The sequence below is a fragment of the Fibrobacter sp. UWB5 genome, from assembly GCF_002210295.1.
Classification (GTDB): Bacteria; Fibrobacterota; Fibrobacteria; order Fibrobacterales; family Fibrobacteraceae; genus Fibrobacter.
This window is the reverse complement of record NZ_MWQH01000009.1, coordinates 124,010-139,842: the sequence shown is the minus strand read 5'-3', so window position 1 is coordinate 139,842 and position 15,833 is coordinate 124,010. Positions and strand designations below refer to the sequence as shown.

Below are 15,833 nucleotides of genomic sequence, written 5' to 3'. Positions count from 1 at the left end.
TGCGGTCGGACAGACTTGAACTGTCATGGGATCGCTCCCACTAGCACCTCAAGCTAGCGTGTCTACCAATTCCACCACGACCGCGTGGTCCTTAGCGGAACAGCCCAAATTTAGTTTAAATCGCTCCGCTTGTAAAGGGGTAAGGATTGTTTTTTATAAAAAAAGTGAAAAAAAATCTCTTTTATGAAAATATAATCTTTTTTTGCGGGAGGGAACCCAGCTCGGAGTTGCGAAGGCCGCACGGTTCCCTCCCTGCACCCTCCCTTTCCTTGGCCGACGCTTTATTGTTTTCCATATTGTCTTCCCGCACGTAGATGACAATAGCCACTTGCAGCTTTGCTGCTTAGTGGATATGATCCTCGGAACGGGGACGGGATCTCCTTTGTATTGGTTTGAACAAAAAGAAAATGCCGCACAGGGTGCGGCATGATTGAAATAGAAATGTTCTGTCCGAATTACAAATCAGCGACGAGTTTATCAAACACTTGTCCGCGGACTTTGTAGTTCTTGAACAGCCCGAAGCTTGCGCAGGCGGGGCTCATGATAACGGTGCCGCCTTCGCCAATGTTCAAGCTGTCTGCAAATGCTTCTTCCAGAGTGGGGAAGATGTTTGCGGTGACTTTCAGCCCGGCCTGCTGCAAGGATTCAAGCATGCGCTGCGCAGTAGCGCCGATGAGCGCGATGCGCTTGAGGTTCGGGCGGTCGTTCACCAGAATCTGCGAGAGCTCGGTAAAGTCTGCATTCTTTTCGGAACCGCCGAGAATTAGCGCGAATGGGCGCTTCATGCTGGCGGTCGCGGCGATTGTCGCGTCGGGGCGGGTGGCGTAGCTGTCGTTGAAGAATTCGATGCCGCGTTTTTCGCCCTTGAATTCCATACGGAAGGGGAGCGTTTCGTAGCTCTTCAGGGCTTCGAACGCGTCCGCCACCTTGATTCCCAAGGCCTTGCAAGCGAGGGTCGCCGCCGCCATATTTTCAAGCTGGTAAATGCCGCGCACCTTGCAGTCTTCAAGGTAAAGCTTTGTGCCGTCAATCGTGAGCGTGGCGCCTTCAATCACGGCGTCTCCGTCATCGTTCAGGCTCACGGCGTACTTCGTCTTGGCCGGGCTTTCGCTTGCAATTTTTGCTGTCGGGGCTGCGTCCTTCAAGTACACGCATGCGCCGTCACGCTTTTGCCAGCGAACCAAGTTCGCCTTCGCGTCACGGTATTCTTCGACGCTCTGGTGCCAATCCAAGTGCTCGGTCGACACGCGCAGCACCACAGCTACGTCCGGTGACAAGGACAATGTCATCAACTGAAAGCTCGAAAGTTCCAGGATGCTCACTCGGTCTGCCGTCTCGTTCTTCAATAAATCAAGCGCCGGCACACCGAAGTTGCCGCCAATCTCGTTGTTCACGCCGCACTTGGTCAGAATGTGGCTGATCATGCTCACGGTAGAGCCCTTGCCGAGCGTACCCGTAACGCCAACAACCTTCTTTGATTTAGTTTGTTCTAAAAACAGTTGGATCTGGCTAGTCATCAGGCCGCCGTTCATCTGGAACTTGAACAGGGCGGGACTCATGGGGTAAACGCCTGCAGAACGTACCACCGTCACGCAGTCCTTGAGGCCATCCAGATAATTTTCGCCGCTGCAAACCTTCACGTTCACGCCGGCGGGAACTTCCGGCAGGTTCACCGGATTCTTGTCCATGACCACGATGTCCTTGACACCGTTACGAACAAGGTAATCGAACGTGCTCTGACCTTCGACGCCAAAGCCCAAAACGCCAACAGGGGCTATAAGATTAGAATCCATGTTCTTCTCGATCTTTACATTTAATTTTCTCTGTGTTTGCACGGCACAGGGAATCGATGTTGAGTAATCTTTCTTGTTGCTGAGTCGCAAAAATTTCACGTTGCTCGGTCTTGCATTTTTCAACGGCGTCTAGGTCTGTGCAGAGACGGCCGTCGCGCTCGCGTTCATTTTCGAAGAACTCGTTTTCTTCTCGGCAATGCTCGTCAGATAATTCCCAACAAAAGCAGGAACTCAAGACAAGGCAAAGAATCGCGAGGAAAAACTTCATATCAAGAAATCTAACTTTTTTACTTAGCGAAAAAGTCCGCCACAAGGGCGGACTTCGTAATGCGGTCGGACAGACTTGAACTGTCATGGGATCGCTCCCACTAGCACCTCAAGCTAGCGTGTCTACCAATTCCACCACGACCGCAGCGTTGCCTGCGCAGCCTAAGCCGCGCGAGACAAAACCTTACTTGGCTTCAGCAGGAGCGGCCGGAGCTTCCGAAGCAGGAGCTTCGGTAGCCGGAGCAACGTCGGCGGCCGGTGCAGCAGGTGCTGCAAAGTCAGCCGGGAGAGCCGGAGCCGGGGCTTGCTGCTGAGCAGCGTTTTCGCGGGTAGCCTTCTGCATCGAAGATTCTTCGACAGCCTGGTCCTGCTTAGCAGTGATCAAGCCGAGGGCGAACACGACGATAAAGAAGATCACGGCCACGACGCGGGTCAACTTCTGGATGAAGGTCGCGGCACCTGCGGTAGAGAATGCAGACTGGGAAGTCATGCCACCGAGGCCTGCGAGACCGCCCATCTTGTCGTTCTGAACCAGAACGAGCAACATGAGGAAGAGGCACAGGAACACGTGCAGGACGATACCAATCCAAAAGAGTGTTGTCATAGTCGTTTTACCTTGAATTTAAAGTTTTAATTAGCGAGCTTCGGCAGCGTCGATGATTTCCTTGAAGGTGTTTGCCTTGAGGCCTGCACCACCGATCAAACCACCGTCAATGTCCTTCTGAGCGAGGAGGCCGGCAGCGTTGGCACCCTTCATGGAGCCACCGTACTGGATGCGCATGCCTTCAGCAACAGCTTCGCCGTAAATTTCCTTCACAACGGAACGAGCGTAGGCCTGGGTGTCCTGAGCCTGTTCGTCGGTAGCGGTAACGCCGGTACCGATTGCCCAAACCGGTTCGTAAGCGAGAACGCACTTGGCGGCGTCTTCAGCAGAAACGTCCTTGAAAGCGCCCTTGATCTGGAGGCCGAGGACTTCCTTCAGGATGCCACCGTTACGCTGGTCGAGGGTTTCGCCAATGCAGATGATCGGCTTCAGACCGGCTTCGAGGGTCTTCTTGACCTTGAGGTTCACGGTTTCTTCCGTTTCGTGGAAGTACTGGCGCTGTTCGGAGTGACCGATGATGATGTATTCGGCACCGATTTCCTTGACCATGTCCACAGAAACCTTACCAGTGTATGCGCCCTGGTCCTTCCAGTGGATGTCCTGGATGGCGAGCTTCACGTTGGAACCCTTGATGACGTCGGCGACCTTGGCGGCGGCGAGGTAAGTCGGGGCGATGACCACTTCGGTCTTCTTCACGTCCTTGACGGCTTCCACGATATCCTTAGCGAGCTGAATGGATTCGCTAACGGTCTTGTTCATCTTCCAGTTACCAGCGATGATATACTGACGCATAATTAACTCCTTGAGAGGTTTAAAATTTAACGCGCCTAAATTTAGTAAAAAAAGACCGCCCCCGGTAGTCCGAGACGGTCAAATTTGCATAAAAAGAATGCCCGCTTGGTAGCGGGCGTGTCTATTAGTAGTTAGAAGAGTGCTTGGAAGTCGGAGCCGGGGATCCACCGTAGCGGTCGCCTTCGATCTTTTCCAGGATCCATTCTTCTTCGTAGCCCTTCAAGCGAGCCTGGTCGGGGTGCTTCCAGAAGAGGCGGGTAATGAGTTCGCCTTCGCGGGTGTAGTATTCCCAAATGCTCTGCTTTTCGGTGGTCTTTTCGTGGTCAGGAGGTCCCCACAGGAGGTTCACCATGTCGTTGGTCATGCCTTCTTCGATATAGCCCTGCTTGAACACGTCTTTCAGGCGCTTGTCGATACCCATGCTTTCCTTGACGGCAAAGTATTCGCGTTCGTATTCGTTGCGACCTTCACCGCGTTCGATCAAGATGGGGGAGGAATAGCGGTTGGCACAGGCCCAGAACATCAGGGCGCTCACGCCAAGCAAGCAAATATGAGAGAGTTTCATTGTGACTCCTATAAATTAATGCCTACAAAATAAGAATTTATGGCGCAAATGGGGAAATTATTTTAAATTTTATTCCGAAATGACTTATTTTAAGAAATTATTGGCCTTTTCTATAATTTTTTTTACTTGTGACGTCGCGTCTTTTGCCGATGGTTTCAATGAAAATGCGAATTTTGGATTCCGCTACGGGCCAAACCTTTCGTGGACTATCATGGGCAATACGCCGTTTGTGTGGGGCCAGTGGCTACCGCAGGCGACAGGCATGCTCCATTACACTTGGCTCGAACCGCTCGACGAACTTGCCTACGGTGAACGCCTCGATCGACTCCCGTCCTACTTGCGCATGGATGCCGCCATCGAAGTATCGCCGTTCTATGCGGGCTACCTGGCCGGTATCGGTATTCGCCCCTTCAAGACCAATCCGCAAATCGAAGGCAATATTGTTTACGAAAGCTACCTCTACATGCGCTCGAACCTCGAAATGGTGACCGCCGAAGTCGAGGGCCAGGGCCGCATTGCCGACAGCTGGAATGCCGACTACGTGACCGACAACCTTTATGGCGAGGATGCCGCATTCGATTACACGCAGCTGATCGACATGTCCTTGAGCCTCAGCTATTCCTTGCCCAAGGGCTCCATTCTTGGCGTGAAGTTCCATTACATATTGTCCGATGTCAGTACCGATTTTGACGGCAAGAGCTACGACTACCGCCGCAACATTCCCGTGTTCAGCCGTGATTTCTTGCTAGTGCTCGATATCTACGGCCGTATTCCTCTGACAAACCATTTCGCCGCCATTTTTGAATCCAACTTCTACAAGACCGGATTCTTGCGTGAAAAGAACACCGTGCGCAAGGAATCGCTCGGATACGGCAAAGCTATGCTCGGCGCCCATTTCTTCTGGGACGAGGGCTTGCAGAACATTATTTTGGAAGTGGGTGGCTGGAGGCGTTCCGAAAAGCGTTTCTACAACGGATCATTCGCGCAGCAGTTCCTGATTCAGCTTGAGTATCAGGGGTATTTTTCTTTCCCCTTTCACAGGAATTTTTCTAAATAAATCCGGCAGTGGCGGTTTCTGCTTGCCTTCTACGCTGTTCTTGAGCGGGTCGGCCTGCAGGGCTTGCACGGTATAGGCGCTGCGGATCCAGAGTTCGCCGTTATATCTTTCGTTTTCGACTTTCACCAGAGTCGGCAGCATTTCGCCGGAATAATTGCGCCATTGGCGAATCGTGAACACGCGTCTTTCCTTGCGTGGGCCGTTCATGGTCACCTTCGTCGGGTGAGGGAGGCTGTCAGCCACAAGGCTCCACCAGGCCATGGAGAATGCGGTCGAAAGAATGTTCGGCTTCTGGATCGTGGAATCCCTGCACAGGAACTGGCCGTTTGCGAGCAGTTCCATATCGTCAAGCTTCAGCGGTGTCTCGCCGATATGCTCTTTCAAGTGATGCGTACCCAGCTGGCGCTTCACCTTGGCGTTCGGGAATTCCATGTAGCGGTATTCGCCGGCAGTAATGAAGTTGAACGGCTGGTGGTCGGGCTGGTTCACGAAGAAGGTGTCGAGCGCTTCGGGGTGGTGTCTCCATTCCACGTCAAGCGACACTCGCGACAGTTTCTCGTTAATAAAAAAGCCCTCGATGTTCACGACCATCGGGCTTTCCAGCAAAAAGTGCGGGCAAGAAGTCTGGGCAAGGGCGGTGGTGCATGCAAGGGCAAAGAATGTTGCCGCTGTACGCAATGTTGCCTTGAGAGATTCTGCCTTCATGTTCGCCAATATAGAAAATTTTAAACAAAGGAAAACCCCGACCCATCCCAATGGCTAAAGGATAGGCCAGGGTTTGTTGCTCTTCAGGAAGAAAAATGTTTGGGTAGGGGACTATGCGTCTTCGCTAACGCTGACTTCGTCGCTGTCGTCAGCTTCGATGGCATCGCCTTCGTTCAGCTTGAACAGTTCGACGTCCTTCATGCTTTCGCGGATCTTCTGCTCGATTTCGTTGCAGAGGTCCACGTTGTCCTTCAGGAACAGGCGGGTGTTTTCACGACCCTGGCCGATGCGTTCGTTGTTGTAGCTGAACCAGGAACCGCTCTTCTGGATAATGTCGAGTTCGGTAGCGAGGTCGAGGATCGATGCTTCGCGCGAGATGCCGCAACCGTAAAGGATGTCGAATTCGCACTGGGTAAACGGAGCTGCCACCTTGTTCTTCACGACCTTCACGCGGGTGCGGTTGCCGATCACTTCTTCGCCGTCCTTGATGGCTGCAATGCGGCGAATATCGATACGCTGGGTAGCGTAGAACTTCAGGGCGTTACCGCCGGTGGTGGTTTCGGGGTTGCCGAACATCACGCCAATCTTCATACGCAGCTGGTTGATGAACAGCATGCAGGTGTTGGACTTCGAAAGAATGCCGGTGAGCTTGCGGAGCGCCTGGCTCATGAGGCGGGCCTGCAGACCCACATGGTTGTCGCCCATTTCGCCGTTGATTTCGGCCTGGGGCACAAGTGCTGCCACGGAGTCGATCACGATGATGTCAATGGCGCCAGAACGGACGAGCGTTTCGGCGATGTCGAGGGCCTGTTCACCGGTGTCCGGCTGGGAAACCAGGAGGGATTCGATATCGACACCCAACTTGCGGGCGTAGACGGCGTCAAAAGCGTGTTCTGCGTCGATGAAGGCGGCGACACCGCCAAGCTTCTGGGCTTCGGCAATGGCGTGCAGGGTAAGGGTAGTCTTACCGGAAGATTCAGGTCCGTAAATTTCGATAATGCGGCCGCGGGGGAAACCGCCTACGCCAAGCGCCATGTCGAGCTGGATACAACCCGTAGGAATAACGGGGATGTCTTCGACGGGCTGCTGGCCGAGAGCCATGATGGAACCTTTACCATAATTCTTTTCAATCTGGGCGATGGCGGCTTCTACTGCCTTGGCCTTGTCTGCGGAAAGGTTGCTTGTCGGGGTGTTTGTTGTTTTCTTAGCCATGTTGGACTCCATTTTGTTTTTTCGTTTTTAAATATAACATTTAGTGTTCACTTGTGCAAGTGCTTTTTTGGTTATTCAACAAAAAAAGTAGCTTGCCCAATACACTATACACGCTTTTTTCGCGCACTTCGGTGCGATTTCCTTCGAAAATTTTACAAAAAGCCTCATTTTGCAAACTATTGGCGACAGCCATCCATACTGTACCGACAGGTTTGCCGGGTTCTGCCCCGGTAGGGCCTGCGATTCCGGAAGTGGCGATTGCCCATTCGCAACCGAACTTTTTGCGTGCGCCTTCGGCCATGGCTTTTACCGTTTCGGCCGAGACGGCACCCTGGTTTTCGAGCACCTCGTGCGGGACGCCGAGCAGGGATTCCTTCACCTCGTTCTGGTAGGCGACAATGCCGCCGGCCAGAATGGCGGAACTCCCCGGAATATCTACAATGTGGCTTGCCACGAGGCCTCCCGTGAGCGATTCGGCGGTGGCCATCATTTCGCCGCGTGCCAAAAGCGCTTTCTGGATTTCTTGTGCAAGTTCCTTGATATTCATTTCGTTGTCCATGTTGTTTCCTTTACGTTATCAAATATACATAAAGTTTGTGTCATATTTTGACAATGGAGTGTCTCCGCTAAAAAAAGTAAAAAATTAAACCCCAGGTGTAACCTGGGGCCTGTTAAAAAGGGTTGAATTGGAATTAGAAATTGACGTAGAGGCCGGTGCCTACAGTGATTTTTGCCTTGTCGATAAACGACGTAGTCTTTAGGTAGTCCCTGCCAGTAAGAATACTTCCATGAAGGTCAAGAGAAATAATGTCGTTGAAGGCAATGCTCAAACCGGCATAGGGCTCGTATCCCAGATCGCCCGTGTGGCTTTTTCCTTCATTTTCGCCTTCATAGGTAAACTTACCGACGAGCATGTACAGGTTAAGTCCGACGTACGGGGTTACAATCTGTGAAAATTCAAAGTCCGATTCGATTCCCACGTTCAGTTCGTTCGGGGGCGAAACCTTGTCTTCGCCACGAGTTACGATTTTGTAGCCAAGTTCAGAACCAAGATTCACGAAGCCGAACTTCTCTGAATATTGAATACCGAAATGGAAGGCGAACGGATAATCCGGGTAGTACACTTCTGAGCTGGCAGTAGGAACGGTAACGTCCAAGAAGGCGTTCATGTTCGACAAGAACTGGTACCTAAACATTGTTTCAAGGTCCCCAGCACCATTGGCGCTGTTTTCCTTCTTGCCATCGTAAAGGTAAAAGAGCACGTAAGGGAGCTTTATGCCGAATTCAAAGTTTTGGACTGGCGAAAAACGAACTCCGGTTGTAAGGGTGAATGTTTGCCATTTGTCCTGTATGAGGTCGTCAAACTGAACGGTGGCTTGGCCCTTGTGGCTTTCTTTAACAGGGAAGTAATCCCATGTGGCAAAAGAGGCTGTGGTTGCAATAGCGGCAGCAAGAATGATTTTCTTTAGCATGATGTTGTCTCCTAACCAAAGTGGTAACTAAAAATTAGAAATCTTATTTGCCGCTGGCCACATTTTTGTGAATGTTTCTTATAAATCATTTTACTATCTTTCCTCCCGATGTTTTTGCGCTCATTTGTTTTATGCTTGTTTTATGCACTGTTCTTTGGAACAGCGGCTTGGGCGCAGGCTGACTCCGTGAATGTCGATTCGGTGGCCGCTGATTCTGTCGTGGCGGCAGACCCCTTGCAAAAGGGCAAGACGGGTATTGTCGCGATTGACACTCTAACTGTAAACGAATGGGATATCCCGACCAAGCGCAATTCCTTGCCGCTGACCATGCTGTTTGCCATTTTCCCGGGTGGCGGCCAGTACTATACGGAACATTACGTGCGCGGCGGCTTTATTACGGGTATCGAACTCCTGCTTTTGTACGAGGTCACTGCTAACAAGAGCTACCAGCACAGGCGCGTGCTCGAACAGGCGGAACCCTTCCGCGACTCCGTGGCCTATTTTACCAACAAGATGCTTCGCGAAACGAATCGCGACAGCCTTGCGGCGTACCACTCCAAGCGTAATGAATTCATTGCCCGCGTTCACGAAAAGAGCGACAAGAAAATGGAACAGGAAGACTTGCGCAAGGCAGAAACTGCCTGGTTGTACGGCCTTTACCTGTACAGCTTCTTCGATGCCTTTGGAATCTGGTACAACAACAATTACCGCAGTGTAGAACTCAAGAGCATGAAAAAGGCGCTGCTTTGGTCTATTATTCCCGGTTTCGGACAAATGTACAACCGCGAGTTCGGTAAGCAGGGCCTTCTGTATATGGCCTTTATCGGTTCTGCCACCAGTATCTGGACGTCACAGAACATGGTGGAGTACTACCTGGACCGCAAGCATGTCGTAGAGAAAGAAAGCACGACGTCCGAAGAATATGAACGTGTAGATGAACGCGTTACCTATTACCGCAAGAACCGTAACCAGTACATTTGGGCTATAGCTTTACTTTATCTGTATTCCATTGGCGATGCCGCTGTCGATGCTCTGTTGAGCGATTTCGACAACCCCATGCACTTGGCCGTACTGCCACGGCTAGGCGGTGGCCTCCAGGCCCTCATGTCATTTGACTTTTAATCAATGTGTAATGTGAAGTGTGTAATGAGTGATTAGTCATTTCTCATCTCACATTCCACATTTCCTCTATCCTATTTTTAACGGCGCCATCTGGATGCCGTCGTGAATCTTCGTGAATGAGCCTCGGTAATGCCCTTCGGCGTCACGCTTGAATTCAAAGCGCGTGACCATGGCATAGCTGAATGCGCCTTCCACGAATTCCTTGTCGGGCAGTCCGCAGGCAAAGTGCTGCAAGGCCGCTATCACGCCGGCATGCGTAATCCACAAGAATTCTCCGTCGTCATCGAGCGTGTCCAGCAGGGACTGCACGCGGCGGTCGATGTCGTAAAAACATTCGCCGTCTTTAAAACGGTAGCCACGCAAGTCCTTGGCCCAGGCCATCATTTCTTCGCGGGGCACGGCAGTGAGCTTCTGGCCTTCCCAAGAGCCGAAGTTCATCTCGATGATTTCTTCGCGCTTTTCCATGGTAAGGCCTGTAGCTTTCTCGGCCTTTTCGGCAAGGCGCAGGCAACGCAAAAGCGGGCTCGTGAACAGGCGGGTGGGCTTGGCGCCAGCACCAACCAAAGCCTTCAATGCTCCGTCGCTTTCTTCTTCAAAAGTAGGGGAGACGTCAAAGTCCAGTCTGCCGTAGCAGACGTCGTTCGGGTTGTAGGGCTTGGTATGGCGGATCGTCCAAAGAATCATGCTGTACTGTCTTCCAATTAAAAAAGCAACCTTGTGGGTTGCAAAAAAATCCTAGGCGACCTGAGCACATAAAAATTCACAAGTCCGTTGCTGCTTTCGCCCTGGCGAGTTGCCCGCAAATAGTCATTGCGCAGGGCCTAGGAACCCGCAATTTAGCAATAAGTCGTGATTTTTGTCAAGGGAAAGCGGCAAAAACAAATTTTCGGAACAAAAATGGACGATTTGTCCATGAAAATGGCTAGCTTTGTGAAAAAAAAGAAACCTAAGTAAACTTTTTTTATTTATTTTTGGGATAAGGAGAAAAAATTCCTGTTTCACACAGGGGGGTATAAGATGGTTAGAGTAAACAAAATGAATACAGTGTTGCACAAATTATGGCTCGTGCTGATGGCAGCGGGGGTTGCCTCGGCTATGGATATCGCGCCATTTTATTTCGGTAATGCCGCAGGTACGGATGCCGAAACTCAGGAAGCCGAATGGGACTACTTGATGAAGTACAAGATGTTCGGCGCCGGTCAAATCAATTTTGACAATACTTTAATTCGTGTCACAGACTCGGTGGGGTGGTTCGGAACCTCTCATGGTGACTTGAATTTATTGCATAATGGTCTTGATACCATTGGTGGTCCGATTTTGATTGGTGGAAACATCAATTTTCATATGGGTCCCGAGGTATTTACGAATGGTCCCGTAAATGTGACCGGCAATATCACTGTTAACGCTGAGTCGGATTTTAGTAGCAAGGGAAACTTGTTTTATGGCGAACAGTGTGTTAAGGGAAGTGTACACTATTTGTATTCTGGTTTTGTGGCTCCAATAGGTTCCGATCCTGATTCTGTTGCTGCCCGTAATGCAAAATTGCATTTTGGAGAAACGGCTTATAAAGATTGTTTTGATGAATCTAAGGGACTTAATGTTCCTGAAGTGAAACCGAACTTGTATATTCCGACATTGAAAACGGAACCTGCTGTATATTCAACGACGTTGAGGACGCGTGTTCACAAGATTGAAAGCGGTGCACTTGTATTGGAACAAGATAAAACAGGTACGTTTGATTTAGATAACCTCGTTATAAATAATCAGGTTGTTGAAGTTTATGTTCCTTGGGGAAATACTAAAGAGTATTATGACATTTATTTGGATAATATGAATTTCTCGAACTCTGCAACGTTGTTGCTTAATATGCAACCGGGTGGCAGACTTACTCGAGTTTTCCTGAAGAATGGCATTACAAATTTTTCGTCTTTCTCTAATATCGCTGTTCAATATGCTGAATATGACGATGATGGCAATTTGAAATTAGAATCCAATGGTGATACTACGTATGTAAGACAAGCAAATGCCGATTATAACGGAACCCTGCTTTTCTATACAGGAACGGATATTTCATTCCCGTCCTTTGCGGGTGGTTCTACGATTCAGGGTTCGTTTATTTCTGCTGGGAAAATCACTATTGCTGACCACATGATCCTTGCTGGCCAGTTGCTTGCTGACACAATTACGATTAATGCAAATTTTGACGGAAAGAACTTCATTTACGTTCAGTTCAATCCGCCTACTTTGAATTTTGACCCGACGGCCCTTGCCGAAGGTAGCTTTGTTGAAGACGATAATACGGTTCTTATACCGATTAAGCTTGATACCATTGCAAAATCCGATGTGAGCTTTGATTACTGCTTTGATATCAAGAATGAAGGAGAAACCGCAGAAGGTGTGGCTTCGGTTCAGGATTTCCATATTTATTCGGAACCCGATTCTACGATGTATCCCGCACTCCCAATTTGCGGCGTATCTACGGGTAATATAAAGATATTGTCGGGCGATACGATTCCTCGTGGAAAGTATCAAGTTTATATCAATGTCGCAACTGATGGCAAAGACGAAGGTCTTGAAAAACTGACGATGAAAGTAATGAACTTGGCCGGTGCTGTGCTGCCGGGCAACAGGCGTCAGGGCTCATTCTCGCTTCCGATTATCGATGATCCGAATCCTCCTGTGTTTAAGAAGGATATCTTGATGGCTGTTCCGGAAAATTCTCCGACGGGAACTCTTATTGATGTGTTGGATGCTGTCCGCAGTAATAAGGATTGTCCTCTATGCAAGTTTGCACTTGTTGATTCTACGGACTACGTGACTGTTGCTGAAAATGGTGAAGTTCGTGTTAAGGATGAATCTATTCTTGACTACGAAAGCATTCACGAAATCAAGATTCGTGTTCGTGTTACCGATGAAATTTATAATAAGTATTCGGATACAACGATTACAATCCCCGTCAAGGACGTGAACGAAGATCCGACGCTTAAAAAGCAGACCTTCAGCTTCGAAGAAAATACTCCGGCGGGCACCGAAGTGGGTACCGCTGTGTATGGCGACCTCGATACGGCTGCCGCATTCACCGACAACGTATTCACTCCTGAAGCTGGTGATACGGCATATTTCGACATTTCTCCGGAAGGTGTAATTACCACCAAGAGGGTCTTCAATTTCGAAAACGAAGCCGCAATCTATCACTTGGTGGTCAGGGTTTCCGACAGGAATGTTCCGACTCTGTACGCAATCGATACCATGGTGATCAACCTGCTCGATGTGAACGAAGTCCCGATTCTCGAAGAACAGGAATTCTCTGTCGACGAACATAAGCCGGCTTATACGATTGTCGATACCGTCAAGTGGGACGACACGGATATCAATCCGTCGAAGCGTATTGACGTGTTCACCGCTGTGGGTGGCGATACGTCTCTCTTCGCTATTTCTACGACCGGTATCATTACCACCAAGAAGGAATTCGATTACGAAACCGAACCGCACACTTACACGATCGACGTAAAGCTTGCCGACAAGAACGATCCGACGCTCTATGTCATCAAGACGATTACGATCACGATTAACGAAGTGAACGAAGTTCCGAAGATTACGACGGATACCATCAAGGTCAAGGAAAATCCTGAACCGGGTACGGTGGTGGATACCTTGGAAGCTACCGATAAGGATGGCGATCCGCTCACCTGGACTCTCGTCGAAGATCCGAGCAAGTGCTTCGATGTGTCTGCAAGTGGTGTCGTGACGACCAAGAAGTGCGACAAGCTCGACTACGAAAAGAACCCGACGATTTCGATCAAGGTCAAGGTTGACGATGGTCGCGGCGGTACCGACACCAAGATTATTGTCGTGAAACTGATTGACGTTCCGCCTCCGACTGTCGAGATTCCGGTGGCAAGCAACGTAGATACGACTTGGCACTATCCGGAAATCATCTACACGAACAAGGATTCTATCAATGTTTGCTGGGAAGTGAACAAGAAGAACCTGACTTGTGCAGATACGACTCTCGATCCGGGGTACAACAAGATTTGTAAGGAAGCTTGCAATATCGATGGTTTCGAAGGTTGCGCCGAAGATTGCTTTATTGCGTACTATAGCGATGTCTCGCCGAAGGTGACGATTGACGCCGGTGGCGACGCTAACCTCGCAAGCAACATCTATACCATTGTGGAACAGCCGGCCGCAGGCGACACGAATGTGTACGTGAAGGATTCTGTACGCACCATCAACGTGTACATTACGGATTACGACCCGATCATGGGTGAAACCAAGGATACCTTGAAGTTCGAAAAGGTCGACATCACCAAGAAGGTGGCTGTGCCGCAGCAGACTTACGATGCCCTTTCGACGGTTGCAAAGCAGACGGTTTCGCTTGACGAACTGAACCCGAATACCACGAGAACCCCGATCAACGGCACCAGTGTCCTGAATTCCTACCCGACAAAGATTGCCGGTACCGAAGTCACCGTGAGCTACGTGACCGATTCCAAGGGCAATATTGTGAAGCAGGCTGTTGTTAACGAAAAAGGCAAGGTCGACTCTATTGAAGTGATTACGGTGTCTTACCAGACCGAAATCAACGGCCAGCTGGTGACGGTCTCTTACCAGGCCGACGCTACGACGGGCAAGGCTCTGAATGTCGATGGCAACGGCGGCTTTGTGTCCACCAAGAATTCCGACAGCTCTACCGGTATCTTCAAGGTCTCTTACGAATATCTTGACAGGACTTCCGGCCAGGTGCTCGAGCTGACCTACGTTGTCGACAAGAAGGGCAACTTGGTCAAGAATCCGGATGGTGACCGCGGTTACCAGGTGTCGTTCACTTACGAAGACAAGTACGGCAATGTGGCCGAACAGTCCGTGTTCGTGGTGCTGGACCAGACGCTCCCGACGGTGGAAATCCTTTCTCCGCTCGACAACCAGGTGGCCCATGCGAACTACGTGAAGGTTGAATGGACCGTTAACGGCGAAAAGCAGGATACCTTGACCACGCAGGGACTTGTGAAGGGCCCGAACATTATCGTTCGCTTCTACAAGGACAAGGCGGGCAACATCGCTTCTGACACGGTTCGCGTGTTCATGAAGGAAGGCAAGGACCTCGAAATCGCTGTGGAACGCCCGGTGACGGAGATCGACAAGGACAAGGTTGACGAATACTACGCCGACAATCCGCCCAAGAAGGGCCAGACCTTTGCGGTTAGCGTAAAGAACCCGACGACCAAGGAAGAAGTGGAAACCTTGATCGGTGGCGACTTCAAGACCAAGAAAGGCAGCGGCGAAAAACCGTATGCAAATACCAAGAGCTCCAAGCACTTGGGCCCGACGCTCATTCTTAACGTGACGCTCCCGACGATTAGCGACGGCAAGAGCGGCGCTGTGAGCGGCCTTGCCACCTTGGACGACTTGATTCTCCCGAACGGCATGATTTCTTCTGCCGGTATCGGTGTCGACACCTCCAAGCTCGATGCCGCCGCCAAGAAGGACTACAAGGAATACACGGTCGAAGAATATGTGTCTGAATTCTGCGAAGACGGTACCAAGATCCCCAGCGACTTCAGCCAGTTCAACCTGTATAATTCCAGCATTAAACTTGATATCTGGGTTTATACGACTCTCGGCAATTTCGTGGGCAAGTACAGCTTTACGCAGGAACTGAATGACCCGAGCTTCGCAAACGAAGCCGGTGTTACGCAGATCTTCTTCGAAATGAAACCGGATAAGGATGGCTACGTACATGCCGAAAACGGCAAGCTTATGGCTACTGGCGCCTACTTGTACAAGGTCGACGCTAACCTGCGCAACCAGCTGCGTTGCTCTGTCCCGCCGCTCGGTGGCACGACCACCAAGACCAAGGGTGACGTGACAAAGTCCAAAGACGAACTGCTGAAACCCTTCGGTTATAAGCGTCCGGCAAACAAGAAATAAGAGTTCGTACGCAATTTCTTAAACAAAACCCCCGGGCCAAGGCTCGGGGGTAGTTTATTAGAATTGGCATATAATTTATAAGAAAAAAAACAAAATAGTTTGTTTGTAAACGAAATTTTTCGTTCGAGGGGCGACTGGAGGCGCCGGTTTGGGGTGTCGGACATCACGCAAAAATGTCGTTTTTAACTCAGAATACGCAATTTTTTACGTAAAATAACAACTTATTAACATTTTATGCAATATTACTATTGTAATAATTAAAAAAGTTTTGTATTTTTATAGGGTAAAAGTCTAGGGGAGTGTCATACACTCT

The 15,833-nt window shown here is 50.1% G+C and carries 13 protein-coding genes, 2 tRNA genes and 1 other RNA gene; 3 read left to right on the top strand and 13 right to left on the bottom strand.

What is annotated here, in order from left to right; all coding sequences use genetic code 11:
• The 7 genes from B7989_RS12135 to B7989_RS12105 form a co-directional block, all read right to left on the bottom strand.
• Positions 1-84 (bottom strand) — tRNA-Leu (locus B7989_RS12135).
• Between the two features lie 371 nt (positions 85-455).
• The gene (gene murD, locus B7989_RS12130) at positions 456-1,793 is read right to left on the bottom strand and encodes a UDP-N-acetylmuramoyl-L-alanine--D-glutamate ligase (protein ID WP_088628742.1); all 1,338 of its coding nucleotides are present in this window, start codon (positions 1,791-1,793) and stop codon (positions 456-458) included.
• Positions 1,783-2,061 carry a hypothetical protein gene (locus tag B7989_RS12125; protein WP_088628741.1) on the bottom strand — a complete coding sequence of 93 codons (279 nt, stop codon included), beginning with the start codon at positions 2,059-2,061 and terminating at the stop codon, positions 1,783-1,785. Before B7989_RS12125 ends, murD begins: the two co-directional genes overlap by 11 nt.
• A gap of 60 nt (positions 2,062-2,121) precedes the next feature.
• Positions 2,122-2,205 (bottom strand) — tRNA-Leu (locus B7989_RS12120).
• A 39-nt stretch (positions 2,206-2,244) separates the two neighbouring features.
• Positions 2,245-2,664 carry a preprotein translocase subunit SecG gene (gene secG, locus B7989_RS12115; RefSeq protein WP_088628740.1) on the bottom strand — a complete coding sequence of 140 codons (420 nt, stop codon included), beginning with the start codon at positions 2,662-2,664 and terminating at the stop codon, positions 2,245-2,247.
• Between the two features lie 30 nt (positions 2,665-2,694).
• Entirely contained in the window at positions 2,695-3,456 is a 762-nt protein-coding gene (tpiA, locus tag B7989_RS12110) for a triose-phosphate isomerase (protein WP_073053882.1), read from the bottom strand.
• A gap of 124 nt (positions 3,457-3,580) precedes the next feature.
• Entirely contained in the window at positions 3,581-4,021 is a 441-nt protein-coding gene (locus B7989_RS12105; protein WP_088628739.1) for a hypothetical protein, read from the bottom strand.
• 211 nt (positions 4,022-4,232) lie between these two features.
• Here B7989_RS12105 and B7989_RS12100 point away from each other — a divergent pair, with 211 nt between their 5' ends.
• On the top strand, positions 4,233-5,078 hold the full coding sequence (locus B7989_RS12100) for a hypothetical protein (protein WP_144265053.1): 846 nt from the start codon (positions 4,233-4,235) through the stop codon (positions 5,076-5,078).
• On the opposite strand, the gene B7989_RS12095 is transcribed toward B7989_RS12100, so the two are convergent.
• The 4 genes from B7989_RS12095 to B7989_RS12080 form a co-directional block, all read right to left on the bottom strand.
• Complete coding sequence (locus B7989_RS12095; RefSeq protein ID WP_088628737.1) at positions 4,998-5,783, bottom strand: hypothetical protein; 786 nt, start codon at positions 5,781-5,783, stop codon at positions 4,998-5,000. The genes B7989_RS12100 and B7989_RS12095 overlap by 81 nt on opposite strands.
• A gap of 111 nt (positions 5,784-5,894) precedes the next feature.
• A complete protein-coding gene (recA, locus tag B7989_RS12090; RefSeq protein WP_088628736.1) occupies positions 5,895-6,995 on the bottom strand; it encodes a recombinase RecA in 1,101 nt (366 codons plus the stop codon).
• Between the two features lie 40 nt (positions 6,996-7,035).
• Positions 7,036-7,554 carry a CinA family protein gene (locus B7989_RS12085; RefSeq protein WP_088628735.1) on the bottom strand — a complete coding sequence of 173 codons (519 nt, stop codon included), beginning with the start codon at positions 7,552-7,554 and terminating at the stop codon, positions 7,036-7,038.
• A gap of 133 nt (positions 7,555-7,687) precedes the next feature.
• Positions 7,688-8,467: a hypothetical protein gene (locus B7989_RS12080; RefSeq protein ID WP_088628734.1), complete on the bottom strand. Its 780-nt coding sequence runs from the start codon at positions 8,465-8,467 to the stop codon at positions 7,688-7,690.
• Positions 8,468-8,602: 135 nt separating this feature from the next.
• Here B7989_RS12080 and B7989_RS12075 point away from each other — a divergent pair, with 135 nt between their 5' ends.
• Positions 8,603-9,589 carry a DUF5683 domain-containing protein gene (locus B7989_RS12075; protein ID WP_144265052.1) on the top strand — a complete coding sequence of 329 codons (987 nt, stop codon included), beginning with the start codon at positions 8,603-8,605 and terminating at the stop codon, positions 9,587-9,589.
• Between the two features lie 66 nt (positions 9,590-9,655).
• Here the strand turns inward: B7989_RS12075 and B7989_RS12070 are convergent, their stop codons facing one another.
• Together B7989_RS12070 and ffs are read right to left on the bottom strand one after the other, a co-directional pair.
• Positions 9,656-10,273, bottom strand: coding sequence for a histidine phosphatase family protein (locus B7989_RS12070; RefSeq protein ID WP_088628732.1), 618 nt, complete (start codon positions 10,271-10,273; stop codon positions 9,656-9,658).
• A gap of 46 nt (positions 10,274-10,319) precedes the next feature.
• An RNA gene (ffs, locus tag B7989_RS12065) (signal recognition particle sRNA small type) lies at positions 10,320-10,416 on the bottom strand.
• A gap of 208 nt (positions 10,417-10,624) precedes the next feature.
• Here ffs and B7989_RS12060 point away from each other — a divergent pair.
• On the top strand, positions 10,625-15,520 hold the full coding sequence (locus B7989_RS12060) for a cadherin repeat domain-containing protein (RefSeq protein ID WP_158212917.1): 4,896 nt from the start codon (positions 10,625-10,627) through the stop codon (positions 15,518-15,520).
• Positions 15,521-15,833: the final 313 nt, after the last annotated feature.